This window comes from Clostridium sp., assembly GCF_036781005.1.
GTDB lineage: Bacteria > Bacillota > Clostridia > Clostridiales > Clostridiaceae > Clostridium_B.
Genome location: NZ_DAIQBT010000027.1, coordinates 1 through 16,553 on the forward strand (window position 1 = coordinate 1; position 16,553 = coordinate 16,553).

The window sequence follows — 16,553 nt, forward strand, 5'->3', positions numbered from 1 at the left end:
TTAATATGTTTTATTAGACTTTTATTTATTGACCTAACTATAAATATATTAAAAACTTGTCTTGACAAAGGGGTTCACTTTAAACTTTCTAATTCTGTAGAAGAAGTAACATTAAAGTTTAAAATTATAGATAGGTCAATAGATGATATAGTAAAATTCAATGAAAGTATTCAGAAATTTAAAGTTTAGTTAATTTGGAATAGGAGGATATAAATGGATAAGACGCAATTGGCCAAGATGATAGATCATACTCTTTTAAAACCTGAAGCTAGCTATGAGCAGATAATTAAATTGTGCAGAGAAGCTTTGGAATGTGGTTTTGCATCAGTATGTGTAAATCCCTGTTACGTGAATTATGCCTACCATTTATTGGAAGGAACGGATGTGAAGATTTGTACGGTTGTAGGATTTCCATTAGGTGCTGCCTCATCTGAAACAAAAGCTTTTGAAGCGGTGCAGGCTGTGAATAGGGGAGCTTCTGAAATTGACATGGTCATGAATATAGGGTATTTAAAATCTGGAAGGTATGATTATGTGGAAGAGGATATAAAAATTCTGGTTGAGAAGATTAATGAAAGGGCCCTTGTTAAAGTTATTATTGAAACCTGTCTTCTTAGTGATGAAGAAAAAGTTATAGCTTGCAGACTTGTTGAAAAGGCAGGAGCTGATTATGTAAAAACATCTACAGGGTTCAATGGTCCTGGAGCTACTGCCCAGGATGTTAAACTTATGTATAATGTGGTTTCGCCCAAATTAAAAATAAAAGCATCGGGAGGAATTAAAACCTATGAAGATGCTATAAGGATGGTAAATGCAGGTGCCTCAAGAATAGGAGCCAGTGCTTCTGTGAAAATTATTAATAGAAAATAGCTTGAGGAACCATAAAGTGGTTCCTCTATATCTTTAGGTATTCCACCAGTGGTATCCTTAATTCTAATTATGATATAGTCTCCTTCCACTGTTGTTTCAATTTCAATCTGCTGTATATATATCTTCCAGGCAGCAGTTTGTTCTCAGGCAATTGGATATTTTTTTTATATTTGATGTCTTTAGTGTTTCTGATGAACTTATAATTTCCCTATCAATGTCTCTTATGGAAATTATATGGGGTATATTCTTTAAAGCTAAAGAAATATGTTTTAAAAATGGAAGGGAGTATTGAGCTAATTTAGAGTTTTCAAAGGCTTTTTTTGTTATAACTTTATGAGATGGAAAACCATAGGTTAGCTGACTGCTGTTTTCAAATAAATGAGGTGCTTTTGTACAGGGTTTTATAATTATAGAATTGAATAAAGTATCTTTACCTATGTCATTAATGAATTCTCGCCAACGGTAAATTAACTGTTGCTTATTTTTTAATTTATTCATTTTGTATCCTACTTGTATTATAAAAAAATATTAATATCCTAGAAAGTATTGTTTGATTTTAATTTATAGGTTTTATGTATGATAAATGATAGAATTTATAAAAATTTTCTTGTATACATAAATTTTTTCTTTAATTTGCGGAATATTCTCTCAAAATATATGATATATGGCACTATTTTAAGTACCATATGTCATCTAATTTTTTATTTAGTTTTTCGGCTATTTTTAATCCTTTTTTCATAGAAGGAATTGATGTTCCGTTTTCCCAAGCATAGTATGTTTTGAGGTTAACTTCTATTAATTTTGAGAATTCTTTTGGATTCATCATATATTCTCTCATTCTTATTTCTTTAAGCCTATTATTCATGTTAATAACACCTCACAATTAATATATTCTATAAAATACTTATATTCCCTTTTTATATAAGATACTATTAAAAATATTTTATAGTATTTTTTTATAAATATTTATGAAAATTAAAATATTAGTTAAAGAAAGCAATAAAATAATGGGTATATGTACTGAAAAGACAAATTTATTGATTTATATTTGTTTATTTTATATATATGAATATTAATGATAATATGATAAATTATACATATCATTATTAATAATATAATAAAATATATTACTATATAATAATGATTTTTTAATATGTTTTAAATCATAAAATAAACATATAATGCATAAAATGAATGGTTATAAAATAAAAAAATTAATTTACAAATACCATATTAAATTTTTTTGAAATTATATTTTCATGTTGTTAATAAAATGATGCAATTAAGATTGACATGCTAAAATTAAGACAGTATAATTAATAAAAATATATAAATGGCAAATTTACATTTTATATTATGAATAAATAAATTTAATTTATTGCAATAATTATGTTTTTATATTTTGTAAGTTTATAATTTATCACATTTAATAAAATATAAGCGAATGTTGATAGTTTCAGAAAGGGGAAATGTTAAATGAGTACCATTGGAGCTAACTTATTAATGAATAATGTAGTAAAGTATTACAAAAGTTTTAAAGCTGTAGATGAAGTTAGTTTTGGAGTGGAGAAAGGAGAATTTTTGACTATACTTGGACCTAGTGGCTCTGGAAAAACTTCATTATTAAAGCTAATTGCTGGATTTGAAAAAATAAATTCAGGTGAGATTCTTCTAAACAAAGAAAATATTGAAAAAAAGAAACCTTATGAAAGAAATATAGGAATGCTTTTTCAAAATTACGCATTATTTCCTCATATGAATATTTTTCAAAATATTGCATATCCTTTGAAAATTAGAAAGTTTTCTAAAGATAAGATTAAAGAAAAAGTTATAAATATGCTGAAATTAGTAGATCTTGAAGGAGTAGAAAATAGGTATCCTAAGCAATTGAGCGGAGGACAACAACAGAGGGTTGCACTTGCAAGGGCTATAGTTTTTAATCCGCCATTATTATTGTTAGATGAGCCTTTAGGGGCTTTAGACAAGCAGTTAAGGCAAAAAATGCAATTAGAGATTAAGCATATACAACAGAGAATTGGAATTACTACTATAAGTGTTACTCATGATCAAGAAGAAGCTCTTACAATGTCTGACAAAGTATGCATTATGAATAAAGGAAAAATAGAACAAATAGATACTCCAGAAAATATATACGAAAAACCTAAAAGTGTATTTGTAGCAGAATTTATAGGAGAGATAAATATTATTAAAGGTAAAATAGTCCAAATAGAAGGTAAAATAGCATTTATAGAGATATTTAATAAACAAATTTTGAAGGCAGAAATGGATACTGAAAATCAATATTTGAGGGGAAAAGCTGTTTCTATAGCTTTAAGACCGGAAAATATATGTATTACATTAGATGAACCTGAGTATGAAAATAGTATGAAAGCAACAGTTAAAGAAGTTATATTTGTGGGAGATTCATTAAAAGTAAAGGTAGTCAATGAAAGAAATGAAGAGATGATGGTAAAAGCAGCACCTTCTGACAAAAATTTGCTTACTGCGGGCAAGAAAATTATATTAAATTGGGAAATTGGAAAAAGTTCTCTAATAGGAAATTAATTATATAAAACATAAGGGGGCATAAGCTATGAAGAAAAAATTATTATTTTTATTAAGTGCAATATTCATTTTTGGTCTTACAGGATGTGGCAGTTCATCTAATGGAAAGAGTAGTACCAGTGAAGATAAAGAATTGGTTGTTGTAGATTGGGGAGGAGCCTATTCTAAAGCAAGACAGGTAAGTTATGACGCCTTTGAAAAGAAGTATGGAGCAAAAATAACAGTAGTAAACCCAACGGACTATGGTAAATTGAAAGCAATGGTTCAATCAAAGAATGTTGAATGGGATGTGGTAAATGTAGATTCTGATTTTGCGCCAAGAGGAGGTAAACAAGGATTACTTGAAAAATTGGATTACAATGTGATTAAAACAGATAATATTGATAAAGGATTAGTAAATGAGTATGGAGTGGGTTCAGATACTTTTGATGTAGCTATAGCCTATAATACGAGCAGTTATTCAAAGGACAATCATCCTACTACTTGGGCTGAATTTTGGGATACACAAAAGTTTCCTGGAGCCCGTACTATGTGGAAGTATCCTGTGGGCACTTTAGAAGCTGCACTTCTTGCAGATGGTGTGGAAGCTGATAAACTATATCCTTTAGATGTGGATAGGGCCTTTAAAAGCTTAGATAAAATAAAAAGCAGTGTTAAAATATGGTGGACCGCAGGAGCTCAGGCACCTCAATCACTTGCAAGTGGAGATGTTACTTTAGCAGCAGCTTGGAATGGCCGTGTAAGTACTGCTAAAAAAGAAGGGTCACCTGTAGATATAGAGTATAATCAGGCTATAGTACTTGGAGATTCTTGGGTAGTACCAAAGGGGGCATCCCATAAGGAACTGGCTATGAAGTTTATTGCCTTTATGTGTGAGGCTGAACAACAAGCAGAATTCTCAAAAAATATTGACTATGCACCAACTAATTCTAAAGCGTTAGATCTATTATCAGCAGAAATAAAAGAAAGAATAGGAAGAGCAGATGATGAAACTTCTAAAAAGCTTATACATGGAAATGAAGAGTGGTGGGCAGAAAATTATGATGCTGTGGATACCAAATTCCAACAGTGGCTAATTAAATAAGTAATTCTTAAATCTAAAGTTCTAGTTATAAAACTAGAACTTTAGATTAATAGTTATTGATTTTTGGGGGAATGGAAATGGTGAATGAGAGTATTAAGAAAGAAGAGATAATGTTTGAAAAAAACTCTACAAAAGATAAATTAAATAATTTACTCAATACAAAATGGATACTTGTAATGTTGCCTGCACTTTTTATTACAGCATTCACATTTATACCTATGATAGGGTTGTTTAAATTAAGTATTATAGATGAAAATGGATTTACTTTTAAATATATAACACAAATTTTTACAAAACCTATATATCTTCAGGTTATATGGCTTACTTTAAAAACTTCATTTGTTGTAACCGCCATATCAATTGTACTTGCTTATCCAGTAGCTTATTTTATTGTTAAAACCAAGTCATCCAGAACCAAAAAGATTATCTTAATGGTCATTATGATACCTTTCTGGATTAGTTTATTAGTTCGTACTTTTTCGTGGATTATAATTTTACAGGAACAGGGAATCTTAAATACTTTTTTGAAGAATATAGGACTAATAAATCATCCTTTGGATTTGCTCTATAATACTACCTCTGTAACAATAGGGATGACTCATGTTTTATTCCCTTATATGGTATTAAATGTTTACTCGGTTATGTCAAATATCGATATGCAGTTGGTGGAAGTTGCCCAAGTTATGGGTGCAAAACCCACAAAAGCTTTTTGGCAGGTGTTTTTCCCTTTATCTGTTCCAGGAATTTTATCAGGATCGATACTGGTATTTGTCCTGGCTCTTGGATATTTTATAACTCCTGCACTATTAGGAGGATCAAAGAATATGCTTGTATCTACTCTTATACAAAATAATATAAGTGCTACTTTGAACTGGCCTTTAGCCTCTGCACTTTCCTTGGTTTTATTTATTATTACTATGGTACTTTTATCTATACTTGCAGTGTTGGTGAGAAGAAATCCTATGTTAAAGGAGGGAGAATAATGTGGCTTCCGGTAATTGTAATAGTTATATTGTTTTTTCTTATAGCTCCAGTATTTGTATTGATACCTCTGTCTTTTACTTCCTTAAGTTATTTTAAGTTTCCACCGCCAAGCTACTCTACCCAGTGGTATCATGCTTTTTTTAATGATAGTCAATGGACTCAATGTTTTGGCAGAAGTCTTGGTATAGCAGTACTTACAGTAATACTTGCTCTTATTTTAGGAACCATGGCAGCTGTTGCTGTTACCAAAGTGGACTTTAAATTTAAAAATATATTTATGGGATTTATGGTTATGCCTATGGTCATACCTGTAATTATAATTAGTGTAGCCCTGTATAATACCTTTGCTCCTTTAAAATTAACTAATACTATACTTGGAATAGTTCTGGGGCACACACTTCTAGCCATACCTATGGTATTTGTAACGGTGATGACAGGACTAAAGGGAGTAGATAAAAATATTGAGTTAGCGGCAATGGGACTGGGATCAAAACAAATTAGCGTATTTTTTAACATTACATTGCCTCAGATTAAGGCTTCTATATTTTCAGCGTCAATATTCGCTTTTAGTACATCCATAGATGAAGTAACTGTTACCATGTTTTTGGCAGGCTCTAAAACTAAAACACTTCCTCTGGCTATGTGGGAGAGTATGAAAACTAGTATAACCCCTGAAATAGCTGCAGTATCTACTATTTTGATTGTAATAACTTTGACAATGCTTTTTGCACAAGGAATTGTTAAAGGTAAGAATACAAAAATAAATGAAGTTTGACAATTGTATTTTAGAGCACCTAGATATCTTGGATTAAAAATATGTCTGGGTGCTTTTGTACTTAATATAGAAGTGGAGGTTGTCATAAATAATAAAAATGTATTGATAATATTATGACAATATCCTAGTATTATTTATAACAGAAAGATAGTAAGAATTATACCAAAAACACTTGGATTATACATTAAGTAATTATTAAAAATATTTTGTTTTTTATAATTTAAAAGTAATAAAGCTTTTTAATTTATATGATATAGTTATTTTTTTAACATACATCTTGCAATTATAAACAATGAATGTTAATATATTAACAAAGGTATTAAGTTTAATTATTATATGGGTGTAAAGATATAGTTATATTTTACGAGAAATAATAAAATTTTAATTGTTTGAATGGGGGGAAAGTTATATGAATAAAGAAATAAGAGATATTGAAGAAACAAAGGATAAAGTTAAAATAATAAAAAGAATAAAATCTAAAAGAAAAGAATCTTTTAACTTCCTGTTCGATATGATTGATACACTATTTGAAGGGGAGTAATATTAATAATAAAAAGCAGTATGAGGCTGCTTTTTATTATTAAATCAATATACAGCATATCCGTTGTGATTCATTTTAATCTGTATTAAACGAAGATATTGATGAAATTAAACATATTTTAACTCTTCCTTTAAGAAAAGATCAGTTGTTTGTTCATCATGATTACACATAATGATGGTTTTTAAATCTATGTCCTCTCTTTTTAAAAATTCTACAGAAGTTTCAAGGAGTATTTTTGCACACCTTTCCTTTGGAAATCCAAATATGCCAGAACTTACAGCAGGTATGGATATGGAATTTAGATTGTAGGATTCTGCAAGATTAAGCACGTTTTTTATAGCTTTTTTTAGTTTTTCATCCTCATTACCTTCTCCCATTATAGGACCTACAGTATGTATTACAAAATTGCAATTTAAGTTATGACCATAGGTTATAACTGCTTTTCCAACAGGTAAGTTGCCTATTTTTTTTATAAGTTCATTACTGTCTGACTGTATTTTAGGGCCTCCAGCTCGTGAAATAGCCAGAGCTGCTCCCCCTCCATGCTGAAGAGCACTATTTGCAGGATTCACTATGGCATCACTGTCTTCTTTTGTTATATCTCCTCTTTTAATTAATATTTTCTTACTGCCTATTTGTATCATTTATTTCATACCTCCAATGTTTATTAACTTGCTTTTAGTTAAATATTATCAGCAGGAAATTTTTTTATGTAATCTGTGGTTTTTATATTAAAATAGTTACATATTTCATCTATTTCTTTAAGAGTAACTTCGTTCATTGGAACACCATTTTCCATTTTATCTTTATAAGATTCAATTTCTTTTTCTCCGTGAGTATATATTCTTAAAGCCCCTTCAGCTTTCTTAGAATTTCTAAGTTCATTTAAATATTTTGACAAGTTGGTTTCTATGGAATTTTTATCTCCGAAGATACTGTAATCTACTGCACAGAAATAATGGCAGGTTCCAGAGCCTGAAGAACCTTGCAATGTAACGTAATTTCCTGTGATACCTCCAGATAAAATTGCTGTAAATATTTCAACTGCAAGAGCCAGTCCATACCCTTTATGTCCTCCAGTAAGTTCTTTAGAACCTCCAAGCGGGACAAGACCTCCTCCCAGTCTTTTTGGAAGGTTATATAAAATATCATAAGGGTCTTCTGTATCTTCTCCGTTTTTATCCAGTGCAAGACCCAATGGAAGGGGTTCATGTCTTTTATTGTATACTTCAATTTTCCCTCTTGTGACTACGCTGGTAGCTATATCCATTAGAAAAGGATAGGGTTTTGCAGGCATAGAAATAGCTATAGGATTTGTACCTAGCATGGCATCTTTTCCGAAGGTAGGTACTATAACGGCGGGGGAGTTAGTCATGGATATTCCAAGAAGTCCTTCCTCTTCAGCCATCTTTGCATAATATCCGGCAATGCCATAGTGATTTGAGTTTCTAACTACCACCATGCCTATACCTGAAGTTTTGGCTTTCTTAATAGCTATATTCATAGCTTTTTTTCCTGTGAGCTGACCCATGCCAGCCTGGGCATCTAAAACTGCAGATACAGGTGTTTCCTTTATTATTTTTGGTCTGGAATCCACTTTTATAAGGCCTTCTTTTATTTCACTATAATATTTCACCAGTCTTTGAATTCCATGAGATTCAATTCCAAACAAATCTGACAGCAGTAAAACATCTGTAATAGTGCTGCTGTCTTCTGAACTAAAGCCAAACTTTTCAAAAACTATATCGCATAGTTCTTTTAAACCTTCATATTTTACTTTTGAGTATGTCATTTTTACCTCCTAAAAATGTTAGATGTACAGAATCATTAAAAATAATTTTATTAATTATATGTAAAATAATTATACTACAAATATAATAAATATATAAAGTTTGACAGATTATATTTTTATGTATAATATAAAATTTAATAATTGAAAGGTATATATGGCTCTATTTATATGCATAAGTAATTATTTAGGGAACTGCAAGGGTGCTTGTCATTGATTTAGTATCAAACAGACAGGCAATGTCTCCTGGGTTATTCCATATGAAAGAATTTTTTCCGCAATAGAAATTAAATTCAGAATTATGACCAACCGTTCCTTCTATGAATTTGTTTGAACCATATCCTGTAAATAGTATTATAATTTCACCAGGATCTAGTGTCCAAAAAAGGTTGTTAATACGCCTTGGAAATCTATAAATGAGAGAATATTGTTTATTTGGTTTCCAGTTCCATAGTTCCCAACCAAACATATTAATTCTTCTATTACTTATATTTTCAATGCGTATCCATTCGTCATTTAAGTTAAATTCTCCATTTCTTTCTCTGACATCATTATTTATAAATGTTATTTTTACATTGGTAGACATAGCAATCATCTCCTTTAATACCATAAATTCAACATTTAATATTAAATTCCTTCAAGGAGTTCTAATAATTTTAAAATAGTAGTTATTTATTTTAAATATTCTAAGAGTTATAATATAAGAATAAAGTAATTATTAGGTTATAGTAGGAGGCTAGTATTCTAAATGGGCAAAAATCATAATGAAAAAAAGAAAAGTACAAATATGCTTATAGCTGCATTCATGCTATTTATTTTTCCTATTATATTGGTATTTTTTGGCGTATTTTTAGGAGGGTATTTGGGGAAAATAATGGAAGGTTCTGTAAAAATCTATGAAGTAATTGGAGGTATAGTTGCGTTTATATTAGCTATAGTGTCTATAAAGTTATTTGACAAAATTACTGTAGTGGACAAGGAACAAGAAAAATTTTATTGGGAAGATATGTAGTTAAAATATTTTAGTATCTGAAAATATATAACTTATATATTTTCAGATACTTCACTATAATAATTTAGTAATCTCCTCTTCCTATTTTGTTAAGTTTTACTTTTACGTTTATATCAATTTCTGAATTGCATACTACGGAATTCCAATCTTTCTCCATGTGCCTGCCGTATTTAGCCGCAGCAAATTTTCCAAGTTCCAAACAATCTACTTTTTTATAGATATGTTTCATCTTAGTTACAAAATTAGTACAATCTTTTTTTACTTTTTCAGATATTTCTTTATTGAATTTCTCAACTTTTTTCGGATTGTTTTGTAGATCTTTGTATAAGGTATCTGTTATTAAATCTCCATCTAAATTAATATCTATAGTAAATTTGTATTTATTATCTTTTTTGCTGCAGTGTACCTTTCGTTTGGATGTGGCATAGTAGTTTGTGTATTTGGAAGTGTTTTTTTGTATTGTAATGATACCTTTAACATTGTTTTCTCTCATCATATTCATAGTCCTTGATTCGGAAATGTTTATTTTGGAAGTCATCTTATTGTTATTAAATAGTGCCATTCCAGTTATTGTGATTCCTTTGTCTGTTATTTCAATATAAGGCAATACAGGATTATATCCTTCGCTTCCAATAGATAAAAATAGGTTCATAACTCTATATTTATCTGAGAAGAAGTTATGGAATATGGAATTTTTAATTAAACCCTCCAGAAAATCGGAAGAACTCGGATAACCTTTTATTTTCATATTCAAAATATTCTCGGCACTTCCTTTACGGACTGAAGCATAGGCTGTATCGTTTAAATAGGGATTTTTAAATAAAATATCCGTCCAACCTTTTAGCTTTTATTACTTATTGTGTGTAAACAATCAAAATATTACTCGGTGAAATTTATATAATAAAAACTTGAATTTATATTTTCGTTAAAATATATTGACCTTTACACTATGGGAAAGTTTATAATTAAGGCAGTTATTGAAGGTACTTACAAATAACTTAATTTAGATCTTGAATATATTCAAGGAGGTAGAGAGTGTACACAATAGGACAATTTTCCAGAATTGCAAAAGTGTCATCAAAGGTTTTAAGACACTATGATAAAATTAATTTGTTAAAACCAGAGTATGTAAACAAGGATAATGGATATCGATATTATAATTTAAAACAATTAAAGGATGTTGTAGTTATAAACAAGTTAAAATCTTATGGTTTTTTACTTGAAGAAATAGGAAGAATTTTACTTGAAAATAATCTAGAGGAATTAAAAAGGCTCATGGAAATAAAAATTAAGAACTTAACGCAAAAAGTTAGTTATAATCAATTTTTATTGAATCAAATGAAATATGAATTTGAAAAATTGGTAAAAGGAGAAAATATTATGAATGAAAATAAAAAATTCAATGTTGTCTTAAAAGAGCAGGAACCGCTTATAGTACTGAGTATAAGAGATAATATTTCTATGGATCATATAGGAAGCTTAATAGGTAAGGTGTATGAAAATGTGTATAGAAATGGATTAAAATCCACAGGTAATATAATGTCTATCTATTATTTACAAAATAAAGAGGAAGATTTTGATCATGATAATGCAGATGTAGAAGTATGCATTCCTGTGAATAAGGAATTTAATTCTAATGAAATAAGTACAAGGATATTAGAAGGAGGGCTATATAGTTATACTACTTTTGTAGGTCCTTACAGTGAAATTTCACAGGCTTATGCTGCTGTGATGGAATGGATAGGGCATAACGGATATAAAGTATCAGGCCCACCTTTTGAAAAATATATAAAAGGGGCTGAAGTTGGGTGCAGTCCCCAGGAGTTTATAACAGAAGTTTATTTTCCTGTATTCAAAATGTAAAAATTTTATTTTTTTAACCTAAAGTGCAATTTAAATGGCTGTGACTCAGTGCTATTTACCAAATGGGTTATTAGGTTAAGTTCAGCAATTAGTGATATAGCTAGGGAAGTATACTCTATTGTTTTACGCTTTATAGAACAATAGAGTATATTTTTTAGGTTCTTTCATAAAAACATAACATTGACATCGTAACAATGTTATGTTACATTAATTTTATAAAAGTTAAGTATTTACTGATGAAGGGAATAAATATATGGAAGATGAACATCTAATTTCTAAAAAAGAGTTACTTGAGGTGACAAATATTTCTTATGGTCAATTATATAGATGGAAAAGAAAAAAACTCATACCAGAGAATTGGTTTATAAAAAAATCTACTTTTACAGGGCAAGAAACATTTTTTCCTAAAGATAAAATACTAGACAGGATAGAAAAAATTAAGAGTTTTAAGGGGGATGTATCTCTAGATAAACTTGCCAGTGTATTTTCTCCAAATCTTTCAAAAGTATTTTTAGAAGAAAACTATATAATAAAACATAATATTGTTTCACAAGTTACAATAAACTTGTATAAAACTATACATGAAAATATTAGTGGATTTTATTTTAATGAAGTATTATTTATGAATATTGCAGATGATTTTCTTAAATCAGGTAAGGCAAGTCTTGAAGAAAGTAGATTAGTAATTGATACTTTGGAAAAAAACTATAAAAATTTTGATGGGAGATATTGTGATGTAGTACTTATAAGAAAGTACGGCGTAGCTTTATGCTTTCTGATGCTAATACCAAATGATATATATATTGAAACTGAAGCGGAGTTTGTCTTGAAGGTAAATGCAGGACAGCGGTTAGAAGAGTTGAAAACCAAGATAATATTATAGATGGAGGAAAGATTCAAAATGGAAAAAAAATTATCTGATATGAAAATCTCTGGAACAGGAAAAATCGGTGGTGGAGAGTATAATAATATAAAAATTAGTGGTTCTGCCAAGATAGAAGGAAACATAGAGTGTAATTATTATAAATGTTCTGGAAGTTCTAATGCAAATGGAAATGTAAAATCTAAAAATATTGAAATTAGTGGAAGTATTAAAATATGCGGTAATGCTGATGCTGAAGAGATAAATGTGAGTGGATCTTCTCATATACTGGGCAGTGTTAATGCAAAAACACTTAAAATAAGTGGCTCTACTAGTATAAAAGATATTTTACACACAGAAGATATGAAGATTTCAGGCACTATCTCTGTGGGTAAAGATTGTGAAGCAGAGAATTTTTATGTAAAAGGAAATTTTAATATAGGGGGACTATTGAATGCAGGAAATATAGATGTAGAGATGTATGGAAAATGTAGAGCAAAAGATATAGGAGGAGAAAATATAAATATAAAATTAGGAACAGGTCATTTTTTTATCAGGATGATAAATCTTTTTTCGAACTATGCAAGGCTTGAAACAGGTGTAATTGAAGGAGATGACATTTATGTTGAAAATACCATTGCAAAAATAGTAAGGGGAAACAATGTTATTATAGGGCCTAATTGTGATATTGAAATAGTTGAATATAGAAGTAAAGCAGATGTTGGTGGAAATTCCAAAATAACTTGTAAAAAAATAATTTGATAAAGTGTATTTATCTGTTAGTGAAAATTATATATGATAACATAGAAAACTTTTTCAATTTTATAAGAAGTAAAATTATTTACGGATAAGCTCTTAATCACTTCAAGGTGAACTTTAATAATGAGAGAGTAGTTTTTTATGGTAAATGTCACCTGAACCTGAGAATCACACGATATACTAAAAATGTGTTGGAATAATGTGGAGGATAATTAAAATGAAATTAAATACTAAAAGACTGACTATAATACCTTTGAATATAGAGCAATTTAGAGTATTACTTGATGGAGTGGGTAAATTGGAAAAGTTATTGAGATTGGATAATTCAAATGAAAAACTAGATAGTCATGCTAAAAAAGCAATGGAGGAACTTTTTAAGGAGTGTAAAAAACATAAGGAAAAGTATTTATGGTATACAAACTGGCAAATTATATTAAATAATCGTAATCTATCTATTGGAAGTGCTTGCTTTATGGGATACTGTGGAAGTGATGGAACAGTGGAAATAGGATATGGAATCAATGAAAAATATAGGTGTAATGGATACATGACAGAAGTTGTAAATAGTATGTGTCAATGGGCATTAAAAGATAAAAAAGTTTTAAGAATTATTGCTGGAACAGACAAAGATAATACTGCTTCTCAGAAAGTTTTGAAGAAATGTGGTTTTATAATATATGATGAAGATCATGAAAAGTATCTATGGCAGTTAAATGACAAATTGGTTTAGAGCAGTGTGAAGATATATAGAACAAACATGTATCATCTTATAGTTATTAAATTGAATCACGTTAGATTGTTCATATGATTTTTATAAAATATATGGAATTATTATGTTATAGTGGTTATAATTAAACCAGTATATATAAAAAATTAGTTATAACAGTACAATGGGTTATGAAATTATTAGATGTCAATATTATGGATTTAAAAATAGAACCAATATCTAAAATCAAGCTTTATAATAACATTGTCATAATAACTATAATTAATTTGAAGGATGTGATTATCAATGAAGAAAATTACGGGCAATAATTTTTTCGCAATATTTTTTATATTCATATTTATACTTATGAGTACTATAAACATATCTCCAGTTAAGGCAGCTGAAGTTAATAATGTGAATGTATCTAAAACTTCATCCAGTGTTAATTATTTGGCGCTGGGAGATTCTATTTCTTGTGGAATGAGTGCCAATTCGGGTAAAGGATATGTAGATCTCTTTAATAAGTATTTAAAGAGTCTTGGCAGATATGAAGAAGTTAATTTACAGAATTTATCTGTGTTGGGAGACAATAGCAGCGATTTATTGGCAAAGCTTCAGACTAATGAATATAAAGAAGCAGTTAAAAATGCAAAAATTATAACTATAAGTATTGGAGGAAATAATCTTCTTTCTCCTGTAATTGAAGCTGTCTGCCAGGCATTTGGAGTAAATAGGGAAAACAATCCTAATTATCAGGTTGAATTAGCTAGTGCTATTGAATCAAATCCAAATAAGGATGCCATATTAGCCGGAATAGTCAGCTCTGGAACTTTACTTCAAAATTTGAGTTCAGGAATACTTCAATTTAAAAGTGATTTTCCTAAAATTATCGAGACAATTAAAACCCTTTCACCTGAATCAGAAATATATGTTTTAACTTTGTACAACCCTTTTAATTCACAGGATTCCATGTATTCTAAGTTCGATTTGCTTATTAATACTATTAACAACACCATAATATCACAAAGTAATAAGTGTAGTATAGTGGATGTTTATAAGGACTTTAAAACAACTTCAGGTGCTGTTAATTTTAGTCTGTCTGATTTAAATATCGATCCTCACCCTACAACAATTGGACATGCTGCTATATATGATTGCCTTGTGGATGCAAAAACAAAAAAAGATGGATCGGTAGCTGCAAATAAAAAATGGACAATTACTTTTACAGGAGAAGTAGGATATGACGATTCCACTAAGAATGCAATTGTAGTTACAGATGGTGAGGGTAATAAGGTAAATACAACTTTAGAATTGGGAGAAGATAATAAAAGTATAATAGTATATCCACCTACCACAGGATATACTGAGGGAAAAAGTTATATATTGACTGTTGGAAAACAGTGCCATGATAAAAATGGAAAACAAATGAAGCACGATAGAATACTAAATTTTAGTATAGAGACCTCTAGTGCAGATTAATTAAACTTTTAATGGTGTTTTTTGAAAATTAAGACGTGCCTATAGTTATTTAGATAAAAATTAGGGCACGTTATTTTTATCTCTATCTCTGTGGGGTGATTAGCTAGCATCCTTATTTAAAAAAAGAAAAGTTATTTATGTAAGGTTAACTTGATATATAAATTTAATAGTGTTATAATATTTATGTAAGGTTAACATTACAGGAGTGATAATTTATGAAGAATAGATTAAAAGAATTCCGAGAATCTCTTGGATTAACCCAAGAACAGTTAGGAAAACTTGTAGGAGTATCAAGACAAGCAATAAATGCTATTGAGACGGAAAAGTTTGAACCATCTATATGGTTAGCTTATGATATAAGCAATATATTTAATTGCTGCATAGAAGAAGTTTTTCTTTTTAAAGAGAGTAAGAGAAAGTCAAGAGCACAACAAAGTAGGGGTGAATTAGATGGCATTAAGACAAATTAGGCTTTTTGATGATAATATATTGAGAAAAAAAAGCAAAGAAGTAAAAGTAGTAGATGATAAAATAAGACAGATTTTAAATGATATGGCTGATACCATGTATAATACAGAAAATGGTGGAGGATTGGCGGCCCCACAAATAGGCATATTGAAGAGATTGGTTGTAATAGACATGGGACAAGGGCTTATAAAATTAGTGAATCCTAAAATAATTAAATGTAGTGGAGAACAGGAGGTCATAGAAGGATGCCTAAGTATTCCGAATGTGTTTGGAAAGTTAAAAAGGCCTGCAAAAGTTACAATAGAAGCGTTAAATGAACAGGGAAGTAAAATTATATTGAAAGGTACAAAAGATTTAGCTAAATGTTTTTGTCACGAAATAGATCATCTGGAAGGCATACTTTTTACTGATTTAGTAACTGAGAAAATAAATTATTAATTTTAAATATATTAAGAAGCTGTCTTTATGGTGGATTACTCACCATTTTAAGACAGCTTTTCATTGTGTATAATATCTATAAAATGTATTTTAATTTATCATAGAAATAATTACCTCATTATCATAATCATAACATCTGTTGATTTAATCACAGCTTTCACATTTGAACCTACCCTGATTCCAAGATCTTTTAGTGAAGCGGTTGTAATTACAGATGATACAGAATTTTTGCAACCTATATCTATAATTACTTGACTTACCACATCTCCTTGAGTTATTTTAGTAACTTTTCCTTTTAATTGATTTCTGGCGCTTAATGTCATTTTAGTTTTTTGTTTATCAGATTTTGCATTAGAGT

General features: G+C 29.4%; 22 protein-coding genes. 15 read left to right on the forward strand and 7 right to left on the reverse strand.

Going from position 1 to position 16,553, the window contains the following annotated elements; translation table 11 throughout:
- The coding region (locus V7Q02_RS11220) for a hypothetical protein (protein ID WP_333861111.1) at window positions 1-189 on the forward strand (189 nt) is incomplete at its 5' end.
- A 24-nt stretch (window positions 190-213) separates the two neighbouring features.
- Entirely contained in the window at window positions 214-870 is a 657-nt protein-coding gene (deoC, locus tag V7Q02_RS11225) for a deoxyribose-phosphate aldolase (RefSeq protein WP_333861112.1), read from the forward strand.
- A gap of 102 nt (window positions 871-972) precedes the next feature.
- Here deoC and V7Q02_RS11230 read toward each other — a convergent pair whose 3' ends face one another.
- On the reverse strand, window positions 973-1,368 hold the full coding sequence (locus V7Q02_RS11230; RefSeq protein ID WP_333861113.1) for a hypothetical protein: 396 nt from the start codon (window positions 1,366-1,368) through the stop codon (window positions 973-975).
- Between the two features lie 172 nt (window positions 1,369-1,540).
- Complete coding sequence (locus V7Q02_RS11235; protein WP_373845299.1) at window positions 1,541-1,735, reverse strand: helix-turn-helix transcriptional regulator; 195 nt, start codon at window positions 1,733-1,735, stop codon at window positions 1,541-1,543.
- Between the two features lie 611 nt (window positions 1,736-2,346).
- Here V7Q02_RS11235 and V7Q02_RS11240 point away from each other — a divergent pair.
- The 5 genes from V7Q02_RS11240 (at window position 2,347) to V7Q02_RS11260 (ending at window position 6,819) form a co-directional block, all read left to right on the forward strand.
- Entirely contained in the window at window positions 2,347-3,435 is a 1,089-nt protein-coding gene (locus V7Q02_RS11240) for an ABC transporter ATP-binding protein (RefSeq protein ID WP_333861114.1), read from the forward strand.
- Window positions 3,436-3,463: 28 nt separating this feature from the next.
- Complete coding sequence (locus V7Q02_RS11245; RefSeq protein WP_333861115.1) at window positions 3,464-4,519, forward strand: ABC transporter substrate-binding protein; 1,056 nt, start codon at window positions 3,464-3,466, stop codon at window positions 4,517-4,519.
- 77 nt (window positions 4,520-4,596) lie between these two features.
- Window positions 4,597-5,502, forward strand: coding sequence for an ABC transporter permease (locus V7Q02_RS11250; protein ID WP_333861116.1), 906 nt, complete (start codon window positions 4,597-4,599; stop codon window positions 5,500-5,502).
- The gene (locus tag V7Q02_RS11255; RefSeq protein WP_333861117.1) at window positions 5,502-6,278 is read left to right on the forward strand and encodes an ABC transporter permease; all 777 of its coding nucleotides are present in this window, start codon (window positions 5,502-5,504) and stop codon (window positions 6,276-6,278) included. The genes V7Q02_RS11250 and V7Q02_RS11255 overlap by 1 nt, the downstream gene beginning before the upstream one ends.
- A 409-nt stretch (window positions 6,279-6,687) precedes the next feature.
- A complete protein-coding gene (locus V7Q02_RS11260; RefSeq protein WP_333861118.1) occupies window positions 6,688-6,819 on the forward strand; it encodes a hypothetical protein in 132 nt (43 codons plus the stop codon).
- A 107-nt stretch (window positions 6,820-6,926) separates the two neighbouring features.
- Here the strand turns inward: V7Q02_RS11260 and V7Q02_RS11265 are convergent, their stop codons facing one another.
- From V7Q02_RS11265 to V7Q02_RS11275, 3 genes are all read right to left on the reverse strand, one after another.
- Window positions 6,927-7,463 carry a macro domain-containing protein gene (locus V7Q02_RS11265; protein WP_333861119.1) on the reverse strand — a complete coding sequence of 179 codons (537 nt, stop codon included), beginning with the start codon at window positions 7,461-7,463 and terminating at the stop codon, window positions 6,927-6,929.
- Window positions 7,464-7,501: 38 nt separating this feature from the next.
- Entirely contained in the window at window positions 7,502-8,611 is a 1,110-nt protein-coding gene (locus V7Q02_RS11270) for an Ldh family oxidoreductase (RefSeq protein ID WP_333861120.1), read from the reverse strand.
- Between the two features lie 184 nt (window positions 8,612-8,795).
- Window positions 8,796-9,194 (reverse strand): lamin tail domain-containing protein, encoded by a 399-nt coding sequence (locus V7Q02_RS11275; RefSeq protein WP_333861121.1) that lies wholly within the window; start codon window positions 9,192-9,194, stop codon window positions 8,796-8,798.
- Window positions 9,195-9,356: 162 nt separating this feature from the next.
- On the opposite strand from V7Q02_RS11275, the gene V7Q02_RS11280 reads away from it, so the two are divergent.
- Complete coding sequence (locus tag V7Q02_RS11280; protein ID WP_333861122.1) at window positions 9,357-9,620, forward strand: SoxR reducing system RseC family protein; 264 nt, start codon at window positions 9,357-9,359, stop codon at window positions 9,618-9,620.
- A 64-nt stretch (window positions 9,621-9,684) separates the two neighbouring features.
- Here V7Q02_RS11280 and V7Q02_RS11285 read toward each other — a convergent pair whose 3' ends face one another.
- Window positions 9,685-10,446 (reverse strand): Ger(x)C family spore germination C-terminal domain-containing protein, encoded by a 762-nt coding sequence (locus V7Q02_RS11285; RefSeq protein ID WP_442882165.1) that lies wholly within the window; start codon window positions 10,444-10,446, stop codon window positions 9,685-9,687.
- 209 nt (window positions 10,447-10,655) lie between these two features.
- Between V7Q02_RS11285 and V7Q02_RS11290 the strand changes: the two genes are divergently transcribed.
- From V7Q02_RS11290 to def, 7 genes are all read left to right on the forward strand, one after another.
- Entirely contained in the window at window positions 10,656-11,483 is an 828-nt protein-coding gene (locus V7Q02_RS11290; RefSeq protein WP_333861124.1) for a MerR family transcriptional regulator, read from the forward strand.
- 253 nt (window positions 11,484-11,736) lie between these two features.
- On the forward strand, window positions 11,737-12,366 hold the full coding sequence (locus V7Q02_RS11295) for a YhbD family protein (RefSeq protein WP_333861125.1): 630 nt from the start codon (window positions 11,737-11,739) through the stop codon (window positions 12,364-12,366).
- Window positions 12,367-12,384: 18 nt separating this feature from the next.
- Window positions 12,385-13,107 carry a polymer-forming cytoskeletal protein gene (locus V7Q02_RS11300; RefSeq protein WP_333861126.1) on the forward strand — a complete coding sequence of 241 codons (723 nt, stop codon included), beginning with the start codon at window positions 12,385-12,387 and terminating at the stop codon, window positions 13,105-13,107.
- Window positions 13,108-13,321: 214 nt separating this feature from the next.
- Window positions 13,322-13,834 carry a GNAT family N-acetyltransferase gene (locus tag V7Q02_RS11305; protein ID WP_333861127.1) on the forward strand — a complete coding sequence of 171 codons (513 nt, stop codon included), beginning with the start codon at window positions 13,322-13,324 and terminating at the stop codon, window positions 13,832-13,834.
- Between the two features lie 282 nt (window positions 13,835-14,116).
- Entirely contained in the window at window positions 14,117-15,289 is a 1,173-nt protein-coding gene (locus V7Q02_RS11310; RefSeq protein ID WP_333861128.1) for a GDSL-type esterase/lipase family protein, read from the forward strand.
- Window positions 15,290-15,504: 215 nt separating this feature from the next.
- Window positions 15,505-15,759 carry a helix-turn-helix transcriptional regulator gene (locus tag V7Q02_RS11315; protein ID WP_333861129.1) on the forward strand — a complete coding sequence of 85 codons (255 nt, stop codon included), beginning with the start codon at window positions 15,505-15,507 and terminating at the stop codon, window positions 15,757-15,759.
- Window positions 15,740-16,195, forward strand: coding sequence for a peptide deformylase (gene def / locus V7Q02_RS11320; protein WP_333861130.1), 456 nt, complete (start codon window positions 15,740-15,742; stop codon window positions 16,193-16,195). Before V7Q02_RS11315 ends, def begins: the two co-directional genes overlap by 20 nt.
- Window positions 16,196-16,305: 110 nt before the next feature.
- Here def and V7Q02_RS11325 read toward each other — a convergent pair.
- On the reverse strand, window positions 16,306-16,553 hold a 248-nt coding region (locus tag V7Q02_RS11325; protein WP_333861131.1), incomplete at its 5' end, for a TOBE domain-containing protein.

Excerpts from the sequence above, each read along its gene's own strand:
- V7Q02_RS11230 (WP_333861113.1), bottom strand. The coding sequence starts at position 1,368 with ATGAATAAATTAAAAAATAAGCAACAGTTAATTTACCGTTGGCGAGAA.
- V7Q02_RS11310 (WP_333861128.1), top strand. The coding sequence starts at position 14,117 with ATGAAGAAAATTACGGGCAATAATTTTTTCGCAATATTTTTTATATTC.
- V7Q02_RS11265 (WP_333861119.1), bottom strand. The coding sequence starts at position 7,463 with ATGATACAAATAGGCAGTAAGAAAATATTAATTAAAAGAGGAGATATA.
- deoC (WP_333861112.1), top strand. The coding sequence starts at position 214 with ATGGATAAGACGCAATTGGCCAAGATGATAGATCATACTCTTTTAAAA.
- V7Q02_RS11275 (WP_333861121.1), bottom strand. The coding sequence starts at position 9,194 with ATGTCTACCAATGTAAAAATAACATTTATAAATAATGATGTCAGAGAA.
- V7Q02_RS11250 (WP_333861116.1), top strand. The coding sequence starts at position 4,597 with ATGGTGAATGAGAGTATTAAGAAAGAAGAGATAATGTTTGAAAAAAAC.
- V7Q02_RS11260 (WP_333861118.1), top strand. The coding sequence starts at position 6,688 with ATGAATAAAGAAATAAGAGATATTGAAGAAACAAAGGATAAAGTTAAA.
- V7Q02_RS11305 (WP_333861127.1), top strand. The coding sequence starts at position 13,322 with ATGAAATTAAATACTAAAAGACTGACTATAATACCTTTGAATATAGAG.
- V7Q02_RS11245 (WP_333861115.1), top strand. The coding sequence starts at position 3,464 with ATGAAGAAAAAATTATTATTTTTATTAAGTGCAATATTCATTTTTGGT.
- V7Q02_RS11235 (WP_373845299.1), bottom strand. The coding sequence starts at position 1,735 with ATGAATAATAGGCTTAAAGAAATAAGAATGAGAGAATATATGATGAAT.
- V7Q02_RS11270 (WP_333861120.1), bottom strand. The coding sequence starts at position 8,611 with ATGACATACTCAAAAGTAAAATATGAAGGTTTAAAAGAACTATGCGAT.
- V7Q02_RS11280 (WP_333861122.1), top strand. The coding sequence starts at position 9,357 with ATGGGCAAAAATCATAATGAAAAAAAGAAAAGTACAAATATGCTTATA.
- def (WP_333861130.1), top strand. The coding sequence starts at position 15,740 with ATGGCATTAAGACAAATTAGGCTTTTTGATGATAATATATTGAGAAAA.
- V7Q02_RS11315 (WP_333861129.1), top strand. The coding sequence starts at position 15,505 with ATGAAGAATAGATTAAAAGAATTCCGAGAATCTCTTGGATTAACCCAA.
- V7Q02_RS11295 (WP_333861125.1), top strand. The coding sequence starts at position 11,737 with ATGGAAGATGAACATCTAATTTCTAAAAAAGAGTTACTTGAGGTGACA.
- V7Q02_RS11240 (WP_333861114.1), top strand. The coding sequence starts at position 2,347 with ATGAGTACCATTGGAGCTAACTTATTAATGAATAATGTAGTAAAGTAT.
- V7Q02_RS11300 (WP_333861126.1), top strand. The coding sequence starts at position 12,385 with ATGGAAAAAAAATTATCTGATATGAAAATCTCTGGAACAGGAAAAATC.
- V7Q02_RS11255 (WP_333861117.1), top strand. The coding sequence starts at position 5,502 with ATGTGGCTTCCGGTAATTGTAATAGTTATATTGTTTTTTCTTATAGCT.